This window comes from Shewanella sp. BJSY2023SW005 (assembly GCF_047314585.1).
Lineage (GTDB): Bacteria > Pseudomonadota > Gammaproteobacteria > Enterobacterales > Shewanellaceae > Shewanella > Shewanella algae.
This window is the reverse complement of the sequence record NZ_JBKORJ010000015.1, coordinates 1-14,824: the sequence shown is the minus strand read 5'-3', so window position 1 is coordinate 14,824 and position 14,824 is coordinate 1. Positions and strand designations below refer to the sequence as shown.

At 52.6% G+C, this 14,824-nt stretch carries 13 protein-coding genes; 11 read left to right on the top strand and 2 right to left on the bottom strand.

Translation table 11 applies throughout. The features are described 5' to 3' along the window. Positions 1–10: 10 nt before the first annotated feature. Both ACMHXI_RS02520 and ACMHXI_RS02515 read right to left on the bottom strand, forming a co-directional pair. The gene (locus ACMHXI_RS02520; RefSeq protein ID WP_045282719.1) at positions 11–1,066 is read right to left on the bottom strand and encodes an efflux RND transporter periplasmic adaptor subunit; all 1,056 of its coding nucleotides are present in this window, start codon (positions 1,064–1,066) and stop codon (positions 11–13) included. Between the two features lie 617 nt (positions 1,067–1,683). Then, entirely contained in the window at positions 1,684–2,970 is a 1,287-nt protein-coding gene (locus ACMHXI_RS02515) for a citrate synthase (RefSeq protein ID WP_025011018.1), read from the bottom strand. Positions 2,971–3,382: 412 nt separating this feature from the next. Between ACMHXI_RS02515 and sdhC the strand changes: the two genes are divergently transcribed. From sdhC to ACMHXI_RS02460, 11 genes are all read left to right on the top strand, one after another. Continuing rightward, the gene (gene sdhC, locus ACMHXI_RS02510; RefSeq protein WP_025011017.1) at positions 3,383–3,778 is read left to right on the top strand and encodes a succinate dehydrogenase cytochrome b556 subunit; all 396 of its coding nucleotides are present in this window, start codon (positions 3,383–3,385) and stop codon (positions 3,776–3,778) included. After that, a complete protein-coding gene (gene sdhD / locus ACMHXI_RS02505; protein ID WP_025011016.1) occupies positions 3,772–4,119 on the top strand; it encodes a succinate dehydrogenase, hydrophobic membrane anchor protein in 348 nt (115 codons plus the stop codon). Before sdhC ends, sdhD begins: the two co-directional genes overlap by 7 nt. Continuing rightward, positions 4,120–5,886, top strand: coding sequence for a succinate dehydrogenase flavoprotein subunit (gene sdhA, locus ACMHXI_RS02500; RefSeq protein ID WP_025011015.1), 1,767 nt, complete (start codon positions 4,120–4,122; stop codon positions 5,884–5,886). Between the two features lie 12 nt (positions 5,887–5,898). Then, positions 5,899–6,606: a succinate dehydrogenase iron-sulfur subunit gene (locus ACMHXI_RS02495; RefSeq protein ID WP_025011014.1), complete on the top strand. Its 708-nt coding sequence runs from the start codon at positions 5,899–5,901 to the stop codon at positions 6,604–6,606. Between the two features lie 194 nt (positions 6,607–6,800). Next, the gene (sucA, locus tag ACMHXI_RS02490; RefSeq protein WP_413733919.1) at positions 6,801–9,623 is read left to right on the top strand and encodes a 2-oxoglutarate dehydrogenase E1 component; all 2,823 of its coding nucleotides are present in this window, start codon (positions 6,801–6,803) and stop codon (positions 9,621–9,623) included. Positions 9,624–9,653: 30 nt separating this feature from the next. Further along, entirely contained in the window at positions 9,654–10,850 is a 1,197-nt protein-coding gene (gene odhB, locus ACMHXI_RS02485; RefSeq protein ID WP_028780473.1) for a 2-oxoglutarate dehydrogenase complex dihydrolipoyllysine-residue succinyltransferase, read from the top strand. A gap of 77 nt (positions 10,851–10,927) precedes the next feature. Continuing rightward, entirely contained in the window at positions 10,928–12,094 is a 1,167-nt protein-coding gene (gene sucC / locus ACMHXI_RS02480) for an ADP-forming succinate--CoA ligase subunit beta (protein WP_025888715.1), read from the top strand. Continuing rightward, complete coding sequence (gene sucD / locus ACMHXI_RS02475) at positions 12,094–12,966, top strand: succinate--CoA ligase subunit alpha (RefSeq protein ID WP_025011011.1); 873 nt, start codon at positions 12,094–12,096, stop codon at positions 12,964–12,966. Before sucC ends, sucD begins: the two co-directional genes overlap by 1 nt. Positions 12,967–13,479: 513 nt before the next feature. Beyond that, complete coding sequence (gene rnk / locus ACMHXI_RS02470; RefSeq protein ID WP_025011010.1) at positions 13,480–13,893, top strand: nucleoside diphosphate kinase regulator; 414 nt, start codon at positions 13,480–13,482, stop codon at positions 13,891–13,893. A 92-nt stretch (positions 13,894–13,985) separates the two neighbouring features. Next, positions 13,986–14,267 (top strand): hypothetical protein, encoded by a 282-nt coding sequence (locus ACMHXI_RS02465; RefSeq protein WP_025890086.1) that lies wholly within the window; start codon positions 13,986–13,988, stop codon positions 14,265–14,267. Between the two features lie 103 nt (positions 14,268–14,370). Further along, a partial coding sequence (locus tag ACMHXI_RS02460; protein ID WP_413733910.1) for a transposase domain-containing protein occupies positions 14,371–14,824 on the top strand: 454 nt, incomplete at its 3' end.

Here is a 14,824-nt window from a genome sequence, read left to right as displayed (position 1 = left end):
CTTGTGACAGTTAGTTGGCCTTGGCCAGATCCAGCGGAGCTATCACTTCCACCAATGATTGATCCTTGAGATTGTGTTGACCGCGAACCACCACCTGTTCACCCGGACTTATGCCCTCGGTGATTTCCACTTTATCGTCCTGGCGGTAACCCAGTTTGACCTCGCGGCGCTGCGCCTTGCCCTCTTCGATCACATAGAGCGCCTTGCGATCATCCTGATTGATGACGGCGTTATAGGGCACCACTATCACATTATCGTGGGTGTCGTATCTGAGTTCCACCCGGGTAAACATCCCGGCCTTGAGACTGGCATCCTGATTGGGGATCGAAAGGGTTACCTTGAAAGTACCGCTGGTGGCTTCCACCACAGGACTTATTCTAAGTACCTTGGCCGCCACTTGCTGCTGGCGGGAACTGATGACTTCGGCTTCCTGACCTATGCGCAAACTGCTCAGTTGCTGCTCCGGCAGATTGACTATGCCGTAGAGCTCATCCTGATTGACCAGGTAGAACAGCTCTTCAAACTCCTTGGCCATATTGCCCTGTTTGACAAAACGTTTGGCGACGACGCCATCTATGGGAGAGCGGATTTGGCTTTCTTCCACCTGCAGTTTGGCCAAGTCCCGACGCGCCTTGGCGGCTTGCAGGTTGAATTCCAGTTTGGCCATGGCATCGGCACTGACAAACTCACGGTTATTCATTTTCTTCAGCCGGTTGAGCTCCTGCTCGATGATTTGCACCTCGGCTTCGGCCTTATCCAGTTCATAACGTTGGCGACGGGAGTCTATCACCGCCAGCAACTGCCCCTTGGTGACTCTGTCACCTTCCTCGACTTGCAGAGCTTCTATCAACCCGGCAATACGGCTGACCACATGAGCTTCTTGTGGCGCTTCCAGTGTGGCTGTGGTGGCGTAGAAGGAGGAAACCTGGCCTTGAGTGACTATGCTGGTCTCGACCGGAATGGCAAAGGCTTGTTGTTCTTCTTCTTGCTGCTGTTCGCTGCAGCCGCTGGCCAAAGACCCAAGCAGCAAAACAGTGCTCAGGGTGTAGGTGAGGTTACGCTTCATGTGAAAGTCCTTATCTTGATCTTTGTTGCGATAAAGCAAAACCAATGCCAATTTTAAATTTCCTTTTAAAACAAAGGGTAATAATATTTTGGTGTCTACCTTATTGAGGTGTTTGATGCCGATGTAGCAAAAAAGTTTATTTTGTGATGATTTTTACCAATGCTGCTCAGTATAGCGTCTGCGCAAGCGGCTGAGCTGAGACCAGGGAAGTGACCGCACTGCGCTGAGCTGATGGTGTAATACAGTTCACGGCAAGCGAGGGGCTCACTCATTCGCTAAAGGCGGCGCTATTGAGGCTTGATAACATGAAGTGGGCACTAAGGGTTGGTGACATTAGGGTTGGCGGCATTAAGAGTTAGTGGCGGTAGGAGTTAGTGACATGAAGAGTTGTGCAGGATGCGGCTTTAGCGGGTGAACCGGCTTTTGAGAGGTGAGACAACAGCAAGTGAGCTTAAGAGATAGTGGGTTAGGCGAGGGCCAATTTGCAGAACAAAGTTAGCAGCCGGTTATCGAAAGTGAAGCCTGGCTGGTTTCCCCTTGATCACGCGACATGCTTGAACACAAAAAAGGCGCCCAAGGCGCCTTTTTTCAATGAGTTAGACTTAGCGTTGTCAGGCTCAGCGTTTGTCCAGTTCCACGAAGTCGCGGGATGTGGCACCTGTGTAGAGCTGACGTGGACGGCTGATCTTGTGACCAGGCTGATCCAGCATCTCTTTCCAGTGAGCAATCCAGCCAACGGTGCGGGCCAGGGCAAAGATAACGGTAAACATGGAGGTTGGAATACCAATCGCCTTCATGATGATACCTGAGTAGAAGTCGACGTTTGGATAGAGCTTCTTGGAGATGAAGTATTCATCTTCCAGCGCGATACGCTCAAGTTCCATGGCGACATCCAGCAGAGGGTCGTTAACCTTGAGTTCAGCCAGCACTTCGTGACAGGTTTCACGCATCACTTTGGCGCGTGGGTCAAAGTTCTTGTAAACCCTGTGACCGAAGCCCATCAGACGGAAAGGATCATCCTTGTCCTTGGCACGTTCGATAAACTCAGGGATGCGATCCACAGTGCCGATTTCTTCCAGCATACGCAGACAAGCTTCGTTGGCACCACCATGGGCAGGTCCCCACAGCGAAGCGATACCGGCAGCGATACAGGCAAATGGGTTGGCACCCGAAGAGCCCGCCAGACGCACGGTAGAGGTTGAAGCGTTCTGTTCATGGTCGGCGTGCAGGATAAAGATGCGATCCATGGCACGTTCAACAATCGGGTTCACCTTGTACTCTTCACAAGGTACCGCGAACATCATCGACAGGAAGTTACCGGCATAGCTCAGATCGTTGCGTGGGTACACGAACGGCTGACCTATGGAGTACTTGTAGCACATGGCGGCAATGGTCGGCATCTTGGAAACCAGGCGGAAGGCTGCAATTTCACGATGACGGGCATCGTTGACATCCAGAGAGTCCTGATAGAAAGAAGACAGGGCGCCTGTTACGCCACAAAGCATGGCCATTGGGTGAGCGTCACGACGGAAGCCTCTGAAGAAGAAGGCCAACTGCTCATGCACCATAGTGTGAGTTTTAACTGTGTAGGCAAACTTCTCATATTCTGCCTTGGTTGGCAGCTCGCCGTACAACAGCAGGTAACAGAGATCCAGATAGTCGGATTCTGTCGCCAGTTGATCTATCGGATAGCCACGGTGCAACAATACGCCCTGTGCGCCATCGATATAGGTAATTGCAGATTCACAGGAGGCCGTCGCGAGAAATCCTGGATCAAAGGTAAAGTAGCCTTTACTGCCGAGTTTACTGATGTCGATTACGTCGAAACCAGCAGTTCCTTGTTTCACTGGCAGTTCAATCGAGTCGTTCCCTGGTAATTCCAATTTGGCTTTTAAATCAGCCATACCCCGTTCTCCTTACTTCATTCTTATGTGAGTGCGGCATGTCAAACGGCCATTACTTTACAGCCAATCTAGATCACATTTCAATTTAAATAAGCGTTTAAATTCGTTAGACCATGGTATAGGTAAGACCAATTTCCCTGATAACACCAGCACTTATCCTGAAAAAAGCTCAAAAAAACAAAATTTGGATAATGTGATGTTTGTATTTGACATTTACGGCGAGTATACTTGCTCCGGCTCGCAAGAGCTGCAAACGGCGGGCTTGGTTAGCATATCACTAATTAACTAATTTTGTGTGTTGTCAACAAGTTAGCTTTTTGTTTCAACTTTCTTTTGTGAAACCCTTCTCTGTGACTTCAGTCACGGAACTGTGTAAGAGCAAAATCGGTTCACATAACAAAAAAAATGCTCAATGGAGCTGAGTGAGCAGAACGTGAAAAAGCAAAGACCTGTCCATTTAGATCTGCAGACCATTCGCTTCCCGGCGACTGCAATTGTGTCCATTCTGCACCGGGTTTCCGGTGTCATCATGCTGTTCGCTGTTGGTATACTCCTGTGGTTGCTGAATGCCTCACTGGCATCGGCCGAGAGTTTCCAAGGCGTACAATCTCTGTTAGACAACTTCGTGGTGAAGTTTATCCTGTGGGGCATTCTGACCGCACTGGCTTACCACTTGCTGGGCGGCTTGCGTCACCTGGTAATGGATACCGGTCGTTGGGAAGAGTTACCTTCGGGTAAAGCATCGGCCAAGGCAGTATTTGTCCTGACCGCAGTGTTTTCTGTATTAGCGGGGATCTGGGTATGGTAACCAATGCAGCGAGTTTTGGACGCAGTGGTGTTCATGACTTCATCCTATTACGCGCAAGCGCCGTTATTCTGGCCGTTTACACTATATTCCTGGTCGGATTCGCAGCTTGCAGTTCACCTCTCACCTACGACGTCTGGCATGGGCTGTTTGCTTCACTGCCGATGAAGGTCTTTACTCTGTTGGCGCTGATTGCGCTGCTGATCCACGCCTGGATCGGTATCTGGCAGGTACTGACAGACTACGTCAAAAACGTAGCACTGCGTGGGGTTTTACAGTTTGTCTTTGTCGTGACCGCCTTTGCTTATCTGGCGTCAGGCATAGTAATAGTGTGGGGTGTTTAAGTGGCTATTCCAGTACGCGAGTTTGACGCTGTCGTGATTGGTGCCGGTGGTGCCGGCATGCGCGCAGCACTGCAGATTTCCCAAGAAGGCAAGAGCTGTGCGCTCCTGTCCAAGGTTTTTCCTACACGTTCTCACACGGTTTCGGCTCAGGGCGGGATCACTGTTGCTCTGGGTAATGCCCACGAGGACAACTGGGAACACCACATGTACGACACGGTAAAAGGTTCCGACTTCATCGGCGACCAGGATGCCATCGAGTACATGTGTCAGACCGGCCCCGAAGCGGTTATCGAGCTGGAGCAGATGGGTCTACCATTCTCACGCTTTGAAAACGGCACTATTTATCAGCGTCCTTTCGGCGGTCAATCCAAGAATTTCGGTGGTGAGCAGGCGGCCCGTACCGCGGCTGCAGCTGACCGTACCGGCCACGCTCTGCTGCACTGCTTGTACCAGCAGAACGTTAAGAACAAGACTCAGGTATTTTCCGAGTGGTATGCCCTGGATCTGGTTAAAAACGAAGACGGTGCCATCGTAGGTTGTACTGCAATCGAAATTGAAACCGGTGAAATCGTTTACTTCAAAGCCAAGGCCACTGTATTGGCTACCGGCGGTGCCGGTCGTATCTTTGCCTCTACCACCAATGCTCACATCAACACAGGTGATGGCGTTGGTATGGCTGCCCGTGCCGGGGTTCAGCTGCAGGACATGGAAATGTGGCAGTTCCACCCAACCGGGATTGCCGGTGCAGGTGTTCTGGTGACTGAAGGTTGTCGTGGTGAGGGCGGTTATCTGCTCAATAAGGACGGCGAACGCTTCATGGAGCGCTATGCGCCCAACGCCAAAGACCTGGCATCCCGCGACGTGGTTGCCCGCTCCATGATGACAGAAATTCGTGAAGGCCGCGGTTGTGAAGGTCCTATGGGCCCACACCTGAAGCTGAAACTGGACCATCTGGGCAAAGAAACCCTGGAAGCGCGTCTGCCTGGCGTATGCGAACTGTCCCGTACCTTTGCTCACATAGATCCCGCCGATGGCCCAATTCCGGTTATCCCGACCTGTCACTATATGATGGGTGGTCTGCCAACCAAGGTATCCGGTCAGGTGATCCATAAGAACGCCGATGGTACTGAAGAAGATATCACGGGCCTGTTCGCCGTGGGCGAAATCGCCTGCGTATCGGTTCACGGTGCCAACCGTCTGGGTGGTAACTCACTGCTCGACTTGGTGGTGTTCGGTCGTGCGGCCGGTCAGCATCTGGGTAAAGCGCTGGATGAAACGGCAGATCCCAAGGCTGCGACCGAAGCCGACATACAGAAGTCTCTCGAGCGCCTGAATCGTTGGGAAAGCAATAAAGACGGTGAAGACCCAGCGGTTATCCGTAAAGATCTGCAGATGTGCATGCAGCTGAACTTCTCGGTATTCCGTAGCGGTGATGCTATGGCCGAAGGCCTGAAAGAATTGCAGAAAATTCGTGAGCGTCTGGCCAATGCCAAGCTGTCTGACAATTCCAAAGAGTTCAACACTCAGCGTATCGAGTGTCTGGAATTGGATAACCTGATGGCGACAGCAATCGCTTCTGCTTACGCAGCCAACTTCCGTACCGAGAGCCGTGGTGCTCACAGCCGTGAAGACTTCCCTGAGCGTGATGACGCCAACTGGCTGTGCCACAGCCTGTTTGACCCTGTCAACGAAACCATGTCCACCCGTGAAGTGAACATGGCGCCCAAGACACGTGAAGCCTTCCCGCCTAAGAAGCGTACCTACTAAGGAGTTGCGAAGATGAAATTGGATATTGCAGTTTATCGCTACAATCCTGATGTAGATACCAAGCCCTACATGCAGGATTACAGCCTGGAAGTGGCTGAAGGTTCAGATATGATGGTGCTGGATGCCTTGCTCAAGCTTAAAGAGCAGGATCCAAGCCTGTCTTTCCGCCGCTCTTGTCGTGAAGGGGTTTGTGGCTCCGACGGCATGAACATGAATGGCAAAAACGGTCTGGCCTGTATCACGCCTGTGTCTACCTTCAAAGGCAAGAAGATTGAAATCCGTCCTCTGCCCGGTATGCCTGTGGTGCGTGACCTGGTGGTTGACCTGAGTCAGTTTTACAAGCAATACGAGAAGATCAAGCCGTACCTCATCAATGATGAGAAGAAGCCGGCCCGTGAACATCTGCAATCACCGGAGGAGCGTGCTCACCTGGATGGCCTGTATGAATGTATCATGTGTGCCTGTTGTTCTACGGCTTGCCCATCATTCTGGTGGAACCCGGACAAATTTGTTGGCCCCAGTGGTCTGCTGCATGCCTATCGCTTCCTGATAGACAGCCGTGATACTGCGACCGAAGAGCGTCTGAGCGAGCTGGATGATGCATACAGCGTCTTCCGTTGCCACGGCATCATGAACTGCGTGGATGTTTGTCCGAAAGGCTTGAACCCAACCAAGGCCATCGGACACATAAAGTCTATGTTGCTGAAGCGGGCTGTATAAATGCAAGACGACGAGCTTAATCCAATAACTACATAGGCTCGTAGGGAGTCACTTTCTCTGGGCAGGAAGTGGCTCTTTTGTGTGTAAAGGACTACAAAAGGCCGTAACATCCGGATGTCCCAGGGGCGGCTGAGACCCTGCCAAGGCAGGGAAAATATGGCTAAGCACGTGTATCAAGTTTGAAAGGATAAGAAATGCACCAAGGCAGCATGAAAGCCTGGCTCGAATCATCTCACTTGAGTGGGGCGAACTCGACCTACGTTGAAGAGATGTATGAAGCCTACCAAGAAGACCCCACCTCGGTATCTGATGACTGGCGTGCGGTGTTTGAGCAACTCCCTCCCGTGAACGGTGCCTCTGCTGATGTACCCGAAGCTTCTCACTCCAAGATCCGTGACTATTTTCGTTCTCTTGCACAGGAAGGCCGCAGCAAAGGTACCAGCCGTGTGTCCGATCCTGATGTGGACGCCAAACAGGTTAAAGTTCTGCAATTGATCAACGCCTACCGTTTCCGTGGCCACCAGAATGCCAATCTGGACCCACTGGAGCTGTGGAAGCGCGACACAGTTGCTGAATTGGATCCGGCTTTCCACGGCCTGAGCGGCGAGGATATGGAGCGGGAGTTCAACACAGGTTCTTTTGCTTATGGCGGTGATACCCTGAAACTGGGTGAGCTGGTGAAGGCGCTCAAGGCAACTTACTGCGGCTCTATCGGCGCCGAATATATGCATATCACCGACACCGAGGAGAAACGTTGGATCCAGCAACGTCTCGAACCTTCACTGGGTAAGGGCAGCTATGATAAGGCCGTCAAGACCCGGATCCTTGAAGGACTGAATGCCGCCGAAGGCATGGAAAAATATTTGGGTGCCAAGTTCCCCGGAGCCAAGCGCTTCTCCCTAGAAGGGGGCGACTCGCTGGTGCCTATGATGCGCGAAATTATCTATCGCGCCGGTGAAGCGGGTACCAAAGAGATAGTCGTGGGTATGGCTCACCGTGGCCGTCTTAACGTTCTGGTTAACATTCTGGGCAAGCGTCCTGCCGAACTCTTTGACGAGTTTGCCGGCAAGCATCATGAGACGCTGGGTTCAGGGGACGTTAAGTACCATCAGGGCTTCTCTTCCGATTTTGAAACGCCCGGTGGCAATGTCCACCTGGCTTTGGCGTTTAACCCTTCACACCTGGAAATCGTTAACCCGGTAGTGATGGGTTCGGTACGCGCCAGACTGGATCGTCGCGGCAGCGAAGATGGCCTGCAGGTAATGCCTATCACCATCCATGGTGACTCGGCCATTGCCGGACAGGGCATAGTGCAGGAGACATTCAATATGTCTCAGACCCGTGGCTTTAAAGTCGGCGGCTCTATCCGCATCGTGGTGAACAACCAGGTGGGCTTTACCACCTCCAACCACCAGGATGTGCGCTCAACCGAATACTGTACCGATATCGCCAAGATGGTGCAGGCGCCGATTTTCCACGTCAACTCTGACGATCCAGAAGCTGTGGCTTTCGTATCTCAGCTGGCGGTGGATTATCGCAACACCTTTAAGCGTGACGTCGTTATCGACCTGGTGTGCTACCGCCGCCATGGTCACAACGAGGCCGATGAGCCAAGCGCGACTCAGCCACTGATGTACGCCAAGATCAAGAAGCACCCAACGCCACGTAAGATCTACGCCGACAAGTTGATTGCCGAAAACAGCATTGCGGCCGACGATGTCACCGCCATGATCAACAGCTATCGTGACGCGCTGGATCAAGGGGATTGTGTGGTCAAAGAGTGGCGTCCAATGACGCTGCACACTGTGGACTGGACTCCTTATCTCAACCGCGAGTGGGATGAGTCTTTTGAATCCGGTATGACCCGCGAACGTCTGCAGAATCTGGCCGACAAGATAAGCTATGTGCCGGAGAGCCATAAGCTGCACTCCCGCGTGGCCAAGATATACAACGACCGCGTTGCTATGGCCAAAGGCGAGAAGCTGATGGACTGGGGCTTTGCCGAGACTCTGGCCTATGCCAGCATCCTCGAAGACAAGCAAAGAGTTAGGATCACCGGTCAGGACTCGGGTCGTGGTACCTTCTTCCATCGCCACGCCGTGCTGCACAACCAGAACGATGCCACTACTTACCTGCCGCTGCGCCATGTGGCCGAAGAGCAGGGCCCTATCGACATCACTGACTCAGTGTTGTCTGAAGCCTCAGTGCTGGCGTTCGAGTACGGTTATGCCACTGCTGAGCCAGGCGGCCTGACTATCTGGGAAGCCCAGTTCGGTGACTTTGCCAACTGTGCCCAGGTGGTTATTGACCAGTTCCTGTCATCCGGTGAGCAGAAGTGGGGCCGTCTGTGCGGTTTGACCATGTTACTGCCTCACGGCTATGAAGGTCAGGGTCCGGAGCACTCCAGTGCTCGTCTGGAGCGCTTCCTGCAGCTGTGTGCCAACCACAATATGCAGGTGTGTGTGCCTTCGACTCCGGCTCAGGTTTACCACATGCTGCGTCGTCAGGTGGTGCGTCCAATGCGTCGTCCGCTGGTGGTAATGTCTCCCAAGTCGCTGCTGCGTCATCCGCTGGCAGTGTCTTCCATGGATCAGCTGGCCAATGGTCAATTCCAGAACGTTATCGGTGAAATCGATACATTGGATGCCGCCAAGGTCGATCGCGTGGTGTTCTGTAGCGGTAAGGTTTACTACGAGCTGCTGGAACGTCGCCGCAAAGAGAATATCGATAACGTCGCTTTGGTGCGGGTCGAGCAGTTGTATCCCTTCCCACACGAAGAGATGGCAACAGCACTGAAAGACTATCAGCATGTGACCGACTTTGTTTGGTGTCAGGAAGAGCCTCAGAACCAAGGTGCCTGGTATTGCAGCCAGCATCACTTCTGGGCAGCCATTCCCAAAGGTGCCCAGCTCAGCTACGCTGGCCGTGACGCCTCTGCAGCGCCGGCCTGTGGCTACCCTGAGTTGCATACGCATCAGCAGGAATCACTGATCACTAGCGCATTAAAACTGAAGTAATAGAAATTTATACAAAAAGGAAAGCTTTCCATGAGTATCGAAATCAAGGTACCTGTACTGCCCGAATCTGTTGCCGACGCGACTATCGCCACTTGGCACGTTAAGCCTGGTGAGCCGGTTTCCCGTGATCAGAACCTGGTTGATATTGAAACAGATAAAGTGGTGTTGGAAGTTGTAGCACCCGAAGATGGCCAGATCAGCGAACTGCTGTTCCAGGAAGGAGATACCGTCCTGGCAGAGCAGGTTATCGCCAACTTCGTCGCCGGCGCGGTTGCCGGCCAGGAAGTGAGCAAAGAGCAGGCTGAAGCCGCTGCGCCAAAGGCTGAAGAAGCCGCGGCAGAAGGCAACGATGCCCTGAGCCCATCAGTACGTCGCCTGATAGCCGAACACAACCTGGATGCCGCTAAAATCAAGGGCACAGGTGTAGGTGGCCGTATCACCAAAGAAGATGTGGAAGCCTTCGTTAAGTCCAGCTCTGCCAAGCCAGCTGCAGCTGCTGCCACAGCACCTGTGACCCTGGCGGGCGATCGCAGCGAGAAGCGCGTACCTATGACGCGTCTTCGCAAGACTATCGCCACTCGTCTGCTGGAAGCCAAGAACTCCACCGCCATGCTGACCACCTTCAACGAGGTCAACATGAAGCCTATCATGGACATCCGCAAGAAGTATCAGGAAGTCTTTGAGAAGAAACACGGCATCCGTCTTGGCTTTATGTCTTTCTATGTGAAAGCCGTAACCGAAGCGCTGAAGCGTTATCCAGAAGTCAACGCTTCTATCGATGGCAGCGACATCCTGTACCACAACTACTTTGATGTCAGCATCGCCGTTTCCACGCCTCGCGGCCTGGTAACGCCTGTGCTGCGCGACACAGATACCATGAGCCTGGCCGATATTGAAAAAGCGGTTCGCGAACTGGCTATCAAGGGCCGTGACGGCAAGCTGACAGTGGAAGATATGACAGGTGGTAACTTCACTGTGACCAACGGCGGAGTGTTTGGCTCCTTGATGTCGACGCCTATTCTTAACCTGCCACAAAGTGCAATCCTTGGCATGCATGCCATCAAGGACCGCCCAATGGCAGTCAATGGTCAGGTGGAAATCCTGCCCATGATGTACCTTGCTCTCTCATATGACCATCGCATCATTGATGGTCGTGAGTCAGTTGGCTTCCTGGTAACCATTAAGGATCTGCTGGAAGACCCAACTCGTCTGCTGCTGGACTTGTAAGCGCCGCCAGACAATAACCTCGTGACTGGCCCCTCGGGGCCGGTTGGATTTAAAACGTAGTATACGGATAGATCATCATGAATTTGCATGAGTATCAGGCAAAAGCCCTATTTGCCGAATATGGTTTACCAGTGTCAGAAGGCTATGCTTGTGACACAGCTCAGGAAGCTGTTGAAGCAGCCGGTCGCATTGGCGGAAACATGTGGGTAGTCAAGTGCCAGGTGCACGCTGGCGGCCGCGGTAAGGCAGGTGGCGTTAAAGTTACTGGCGACAAAGAAGAGATCAGAGCCTTTGCCGAACATTGGCTGGGCAAGAATCTGGTAACTTATCAGACTGATGAAAAAGGTCAGCCGGTTGCCAAGATCCTGGTTGAAAGCTGCACTGATATCGCCAACGAACTCTATCTGGGTGCCGTTGTCGACCGTGGCACTCGCCGCGTCGTGTTTATGGCTTCTACCGAAGGTGGTGTGGAAATTGAAAAGGTGGCCGAAGAGACCCCTGAGCTGATCCACAAAGCCATTATCGACCCTATCACAGGTCCTCAGCCTTACCAGGCGCGCGACCTTGGCTTCAAGCTGGGTCTGAACCCAACTCAAATCAAGCAGTTCACCAAGATCTTTATGGGTCTGGCGACCATGTTCCTGGAGCATGACTTTGCCCTGCTGGAGATCAACCCTCTGGTGATCACCACCGAAGGCAACCTGCACTGTCTGGACGGTAAGATTGGCGTAGATGGTAACGCTCTGTTCCGTCAGCCAAAGATCAAAGACATGCACGATCCTTCACAGGATGACCCACGTGAAGCCCACGCTGCCAAGTTCGAACTGAACTATGTGGCTCTGGACGGTAACGTAGGTTGCATGGTAAACGGTGCCGGTCTGGCCATGGGTACCATGGATATTGTTAACCTGCACGGTGGCAAGCCAGCCAACTTCCTCGACGTAGGTGGTGGCGCGACCAAAGAACGTGTTGCCGAAGCCTTCAAGATCATTCTGTCTGACAGCAATGTGAAGGCCGTTCTGGTGAATATCTTCGGTGGTATCGTGCGTTGTGACATGATCGCCGAAGGTATTATCGGTGCAGTGAAAGAAGTCGGTGTGAAAGTGCCTGTGGTTGTGCGTCTGGAAGGTACCAACGCCGAGCTGGGCTCTAAAGTTCTGGCCGAATCAGGTTTGGATATCATTGCTGCGACAAGTCTGACCGACGCTGCTCAGCAAGTAGTTAAAGCTGCGGAGGGCAAATAATGTCTGTTTTAATCAACAAAGATACCAAGGTTATCTGCCAGGGTTTCACCGGCGGTCAGGGTACTTTCCATTCTGAGCAGGCGATTGCCTATGGTACTCAGATGGTCGGCGGTGTGTCTCCAGGTAAAGGCGGCACCACTCACTTGGGCTTGCCAGTATTCAACACTGTGAAAGACGCTGTTGCCGCCACCGGCGCCACTGCATCTGTTATCTATGTACCTGCGCCTTTCTGTAAAGACGCTATCCTGGAAGCCATCGATGGCGGTATCGAGCTGATCGTTTGTATCACCGAAGGTATCCCAACTCTGGATATGCTGCAGGTAAAAGTGAAGCTGGAAGAAACCGGCGTGCGCATGATTGGCCCTAACTGCCCGGGTGTTATCACCCCCGGCGAATGTAAAATAGGCATCATGCCAGGTCACATCCACAAGCCAGGTAAAGTGGGTATCGTTTCCCGCAGCGGCACTCTGACTTACGAAGCCGTTAAGCAGACTACTGACGAAGGTTTCGGCCAGTCTACCTGTGTGGGCATTGGTGGTGACCCAATCCCTGGTACCAACTTCATCGACGTACTGGAAATGTTCCAGAACGATCCTCAGACCGAGGCCATAGTGATGATAGGTGAAATCGGCGGTACCGCCGAAGAAGAAGCGGCGGCTTACATCAAGGCCAACGTCACCAAGCCTGTGGTCTCTTACATTGCCGGTGTGACTGCACCAGCAGGTAAGCGTATGGGCCATGCGGGCGCCATCATTGCCGGCGGTAAGGGGACAGCCGCCGACAAGTTCGCTGCTCTGGAAGCCGCGGGCGTGACTACCGTACGCTCGCTGGCCGAAATCGGCAGCGCGCTGCGTGAGAAGACCGGCTGGTAAGCACAGTCGTTAAGCTCACAAAAGGCGCCGCAAGGCGCCTTTTTTATTGGCTGCTGTGATGAAGCTCAGATGCCCCCGGCTGGATATTTGATTGGGAAAAGGTTAGATTGGGGCTAGGCTATCCCTTCGGGGAGTCTTGGTGCATTAATGCGCTAAAAAATTAAAAAATTCAAATTGTTATCAATCATCTTTCTCTGGGTTGTGGGTTTGTTGTTATCAGGAGCCGGGTAATGGGTTGCGCCAGAGCAGCCACTGACGCGGGTATCCGGATAAACCCAGAGGGTTTGATGCAGTGTTAACACAGACTTCAGCGCCGTATTGGTTCGCCCGATGCGGCGCTGAAGTGCAATTCGGGGGCGAAAGACCTCGAGATAGTTGATTCAAGCTGAATGAGTCTGAAACGCCTGTCAGGCGATTTTCAGCGATTGGGTATTGGTGTCAACCCTCAATGGGGGAAGGGATGACCCGATGTGGGGCCGCTCAGGCGGCTTTTCTGAAAAGTAGAGGATTGCTGTGAGTACACAACCTAATATCGTAATTTCTGAAGTGGATCTGGAGCGCCTGGAGCGTTTACTGGATTCATTGCCGGCCAATGCCTTTCCTGGCCATCAAGCGCTTGAGGCTGAGCTGGAGAGAGCGGAAATCAGGCCATCCAAGGAGATGCCGGACAATGTGGTGACCATGAACTCTGAAGTTCGTTTTCGTATGTCTTCCTCCAATGAAGAGTTCACCTTGCGTCTGGTTTATCCAAAAGATGCCGATGGCAGTGCCGGTAAAATTTCAATTCTGGCTCCGGTTGGCGGCGCCTTGTTGGGCTTGGCCCAGGGTGATGAAATTGAATGGCCGGGCCCGGGTGGCGGCACAGTGAAAGTGCGGATTGAAGAGATTATCTATCAACCGGAGCGCTCAGGTGATTTTCACCGCTAAGCACCGGAGCCGGTAAGGCTCTTGAACGGATACGGGAGTGATATACAACTAAGTCACTCAGAATGCACCAACGACAGGGAATGGAGATAAAGATGAAGCAGTACTTTGTCCACAATGGTTTTTCTGCCGGCAGCGGTAAATTACCGGCGGATCCACAGTTGATCAGTGAACAGGACGCCGACAAACTGATGCAGTTTGCTGGTTTGGAGCCCAAGCACGTAGGGAATTTGACCCCACCGGCGCAGTTTGCCGAAGAGGGGGATTGGTTGTTCAGGCTTTTCGCCAATAACCGTTTTCTTTGCTATGCGGATCCAACACTTTTCAGCCATGCCTGCCCAAGGAAGAAGGGCGAGCCTCTGGCTTTAAACTGGTAACTCCAAGGTTACCGGCAATAAAAAACCAGCGCTTGGCGTAATGCCGATCAGTTAAGACAGATCGCTTGACGATCTCACTGAAAGGATCAAAATCCGATGACCCATGTCATCGGATTTTTTTATGCAACTTTCAGAAGCTTTGGCGCGTACTCATATCAACCGTCTTACCGAATTCACCTGTCTGGCCGATGTACTTGAGCCCGATTTAATTCAGTCGTGCCTTGATTCACATGGTGTTGCCAGTTTAAGGCGACGTAAGTTACCTATGGATGCCATGATTTGGGCGGTGATTGGTATGGCTCTGTTCAGAGGCGAATCCGTCCGCTCTCTCATCAATAAGCTTGATATCGTCTTACCTCAAGAGGTGGATTACGTTGCGCGCAGCGCTGTCACGCAAGCGCGCAAGCGGCTGGGCTCCGACGTTGTTCGAGATGTGTTTAAGCGAAGTGCCAAGACCTGGCATGAAAGAGCAGAGCATCCTCATTGGTGTGGACTCAATCTCTATGGGGTCGATGGTATCGTATGGCGAACACCTGATAGTGAGCAAAACAATCAGG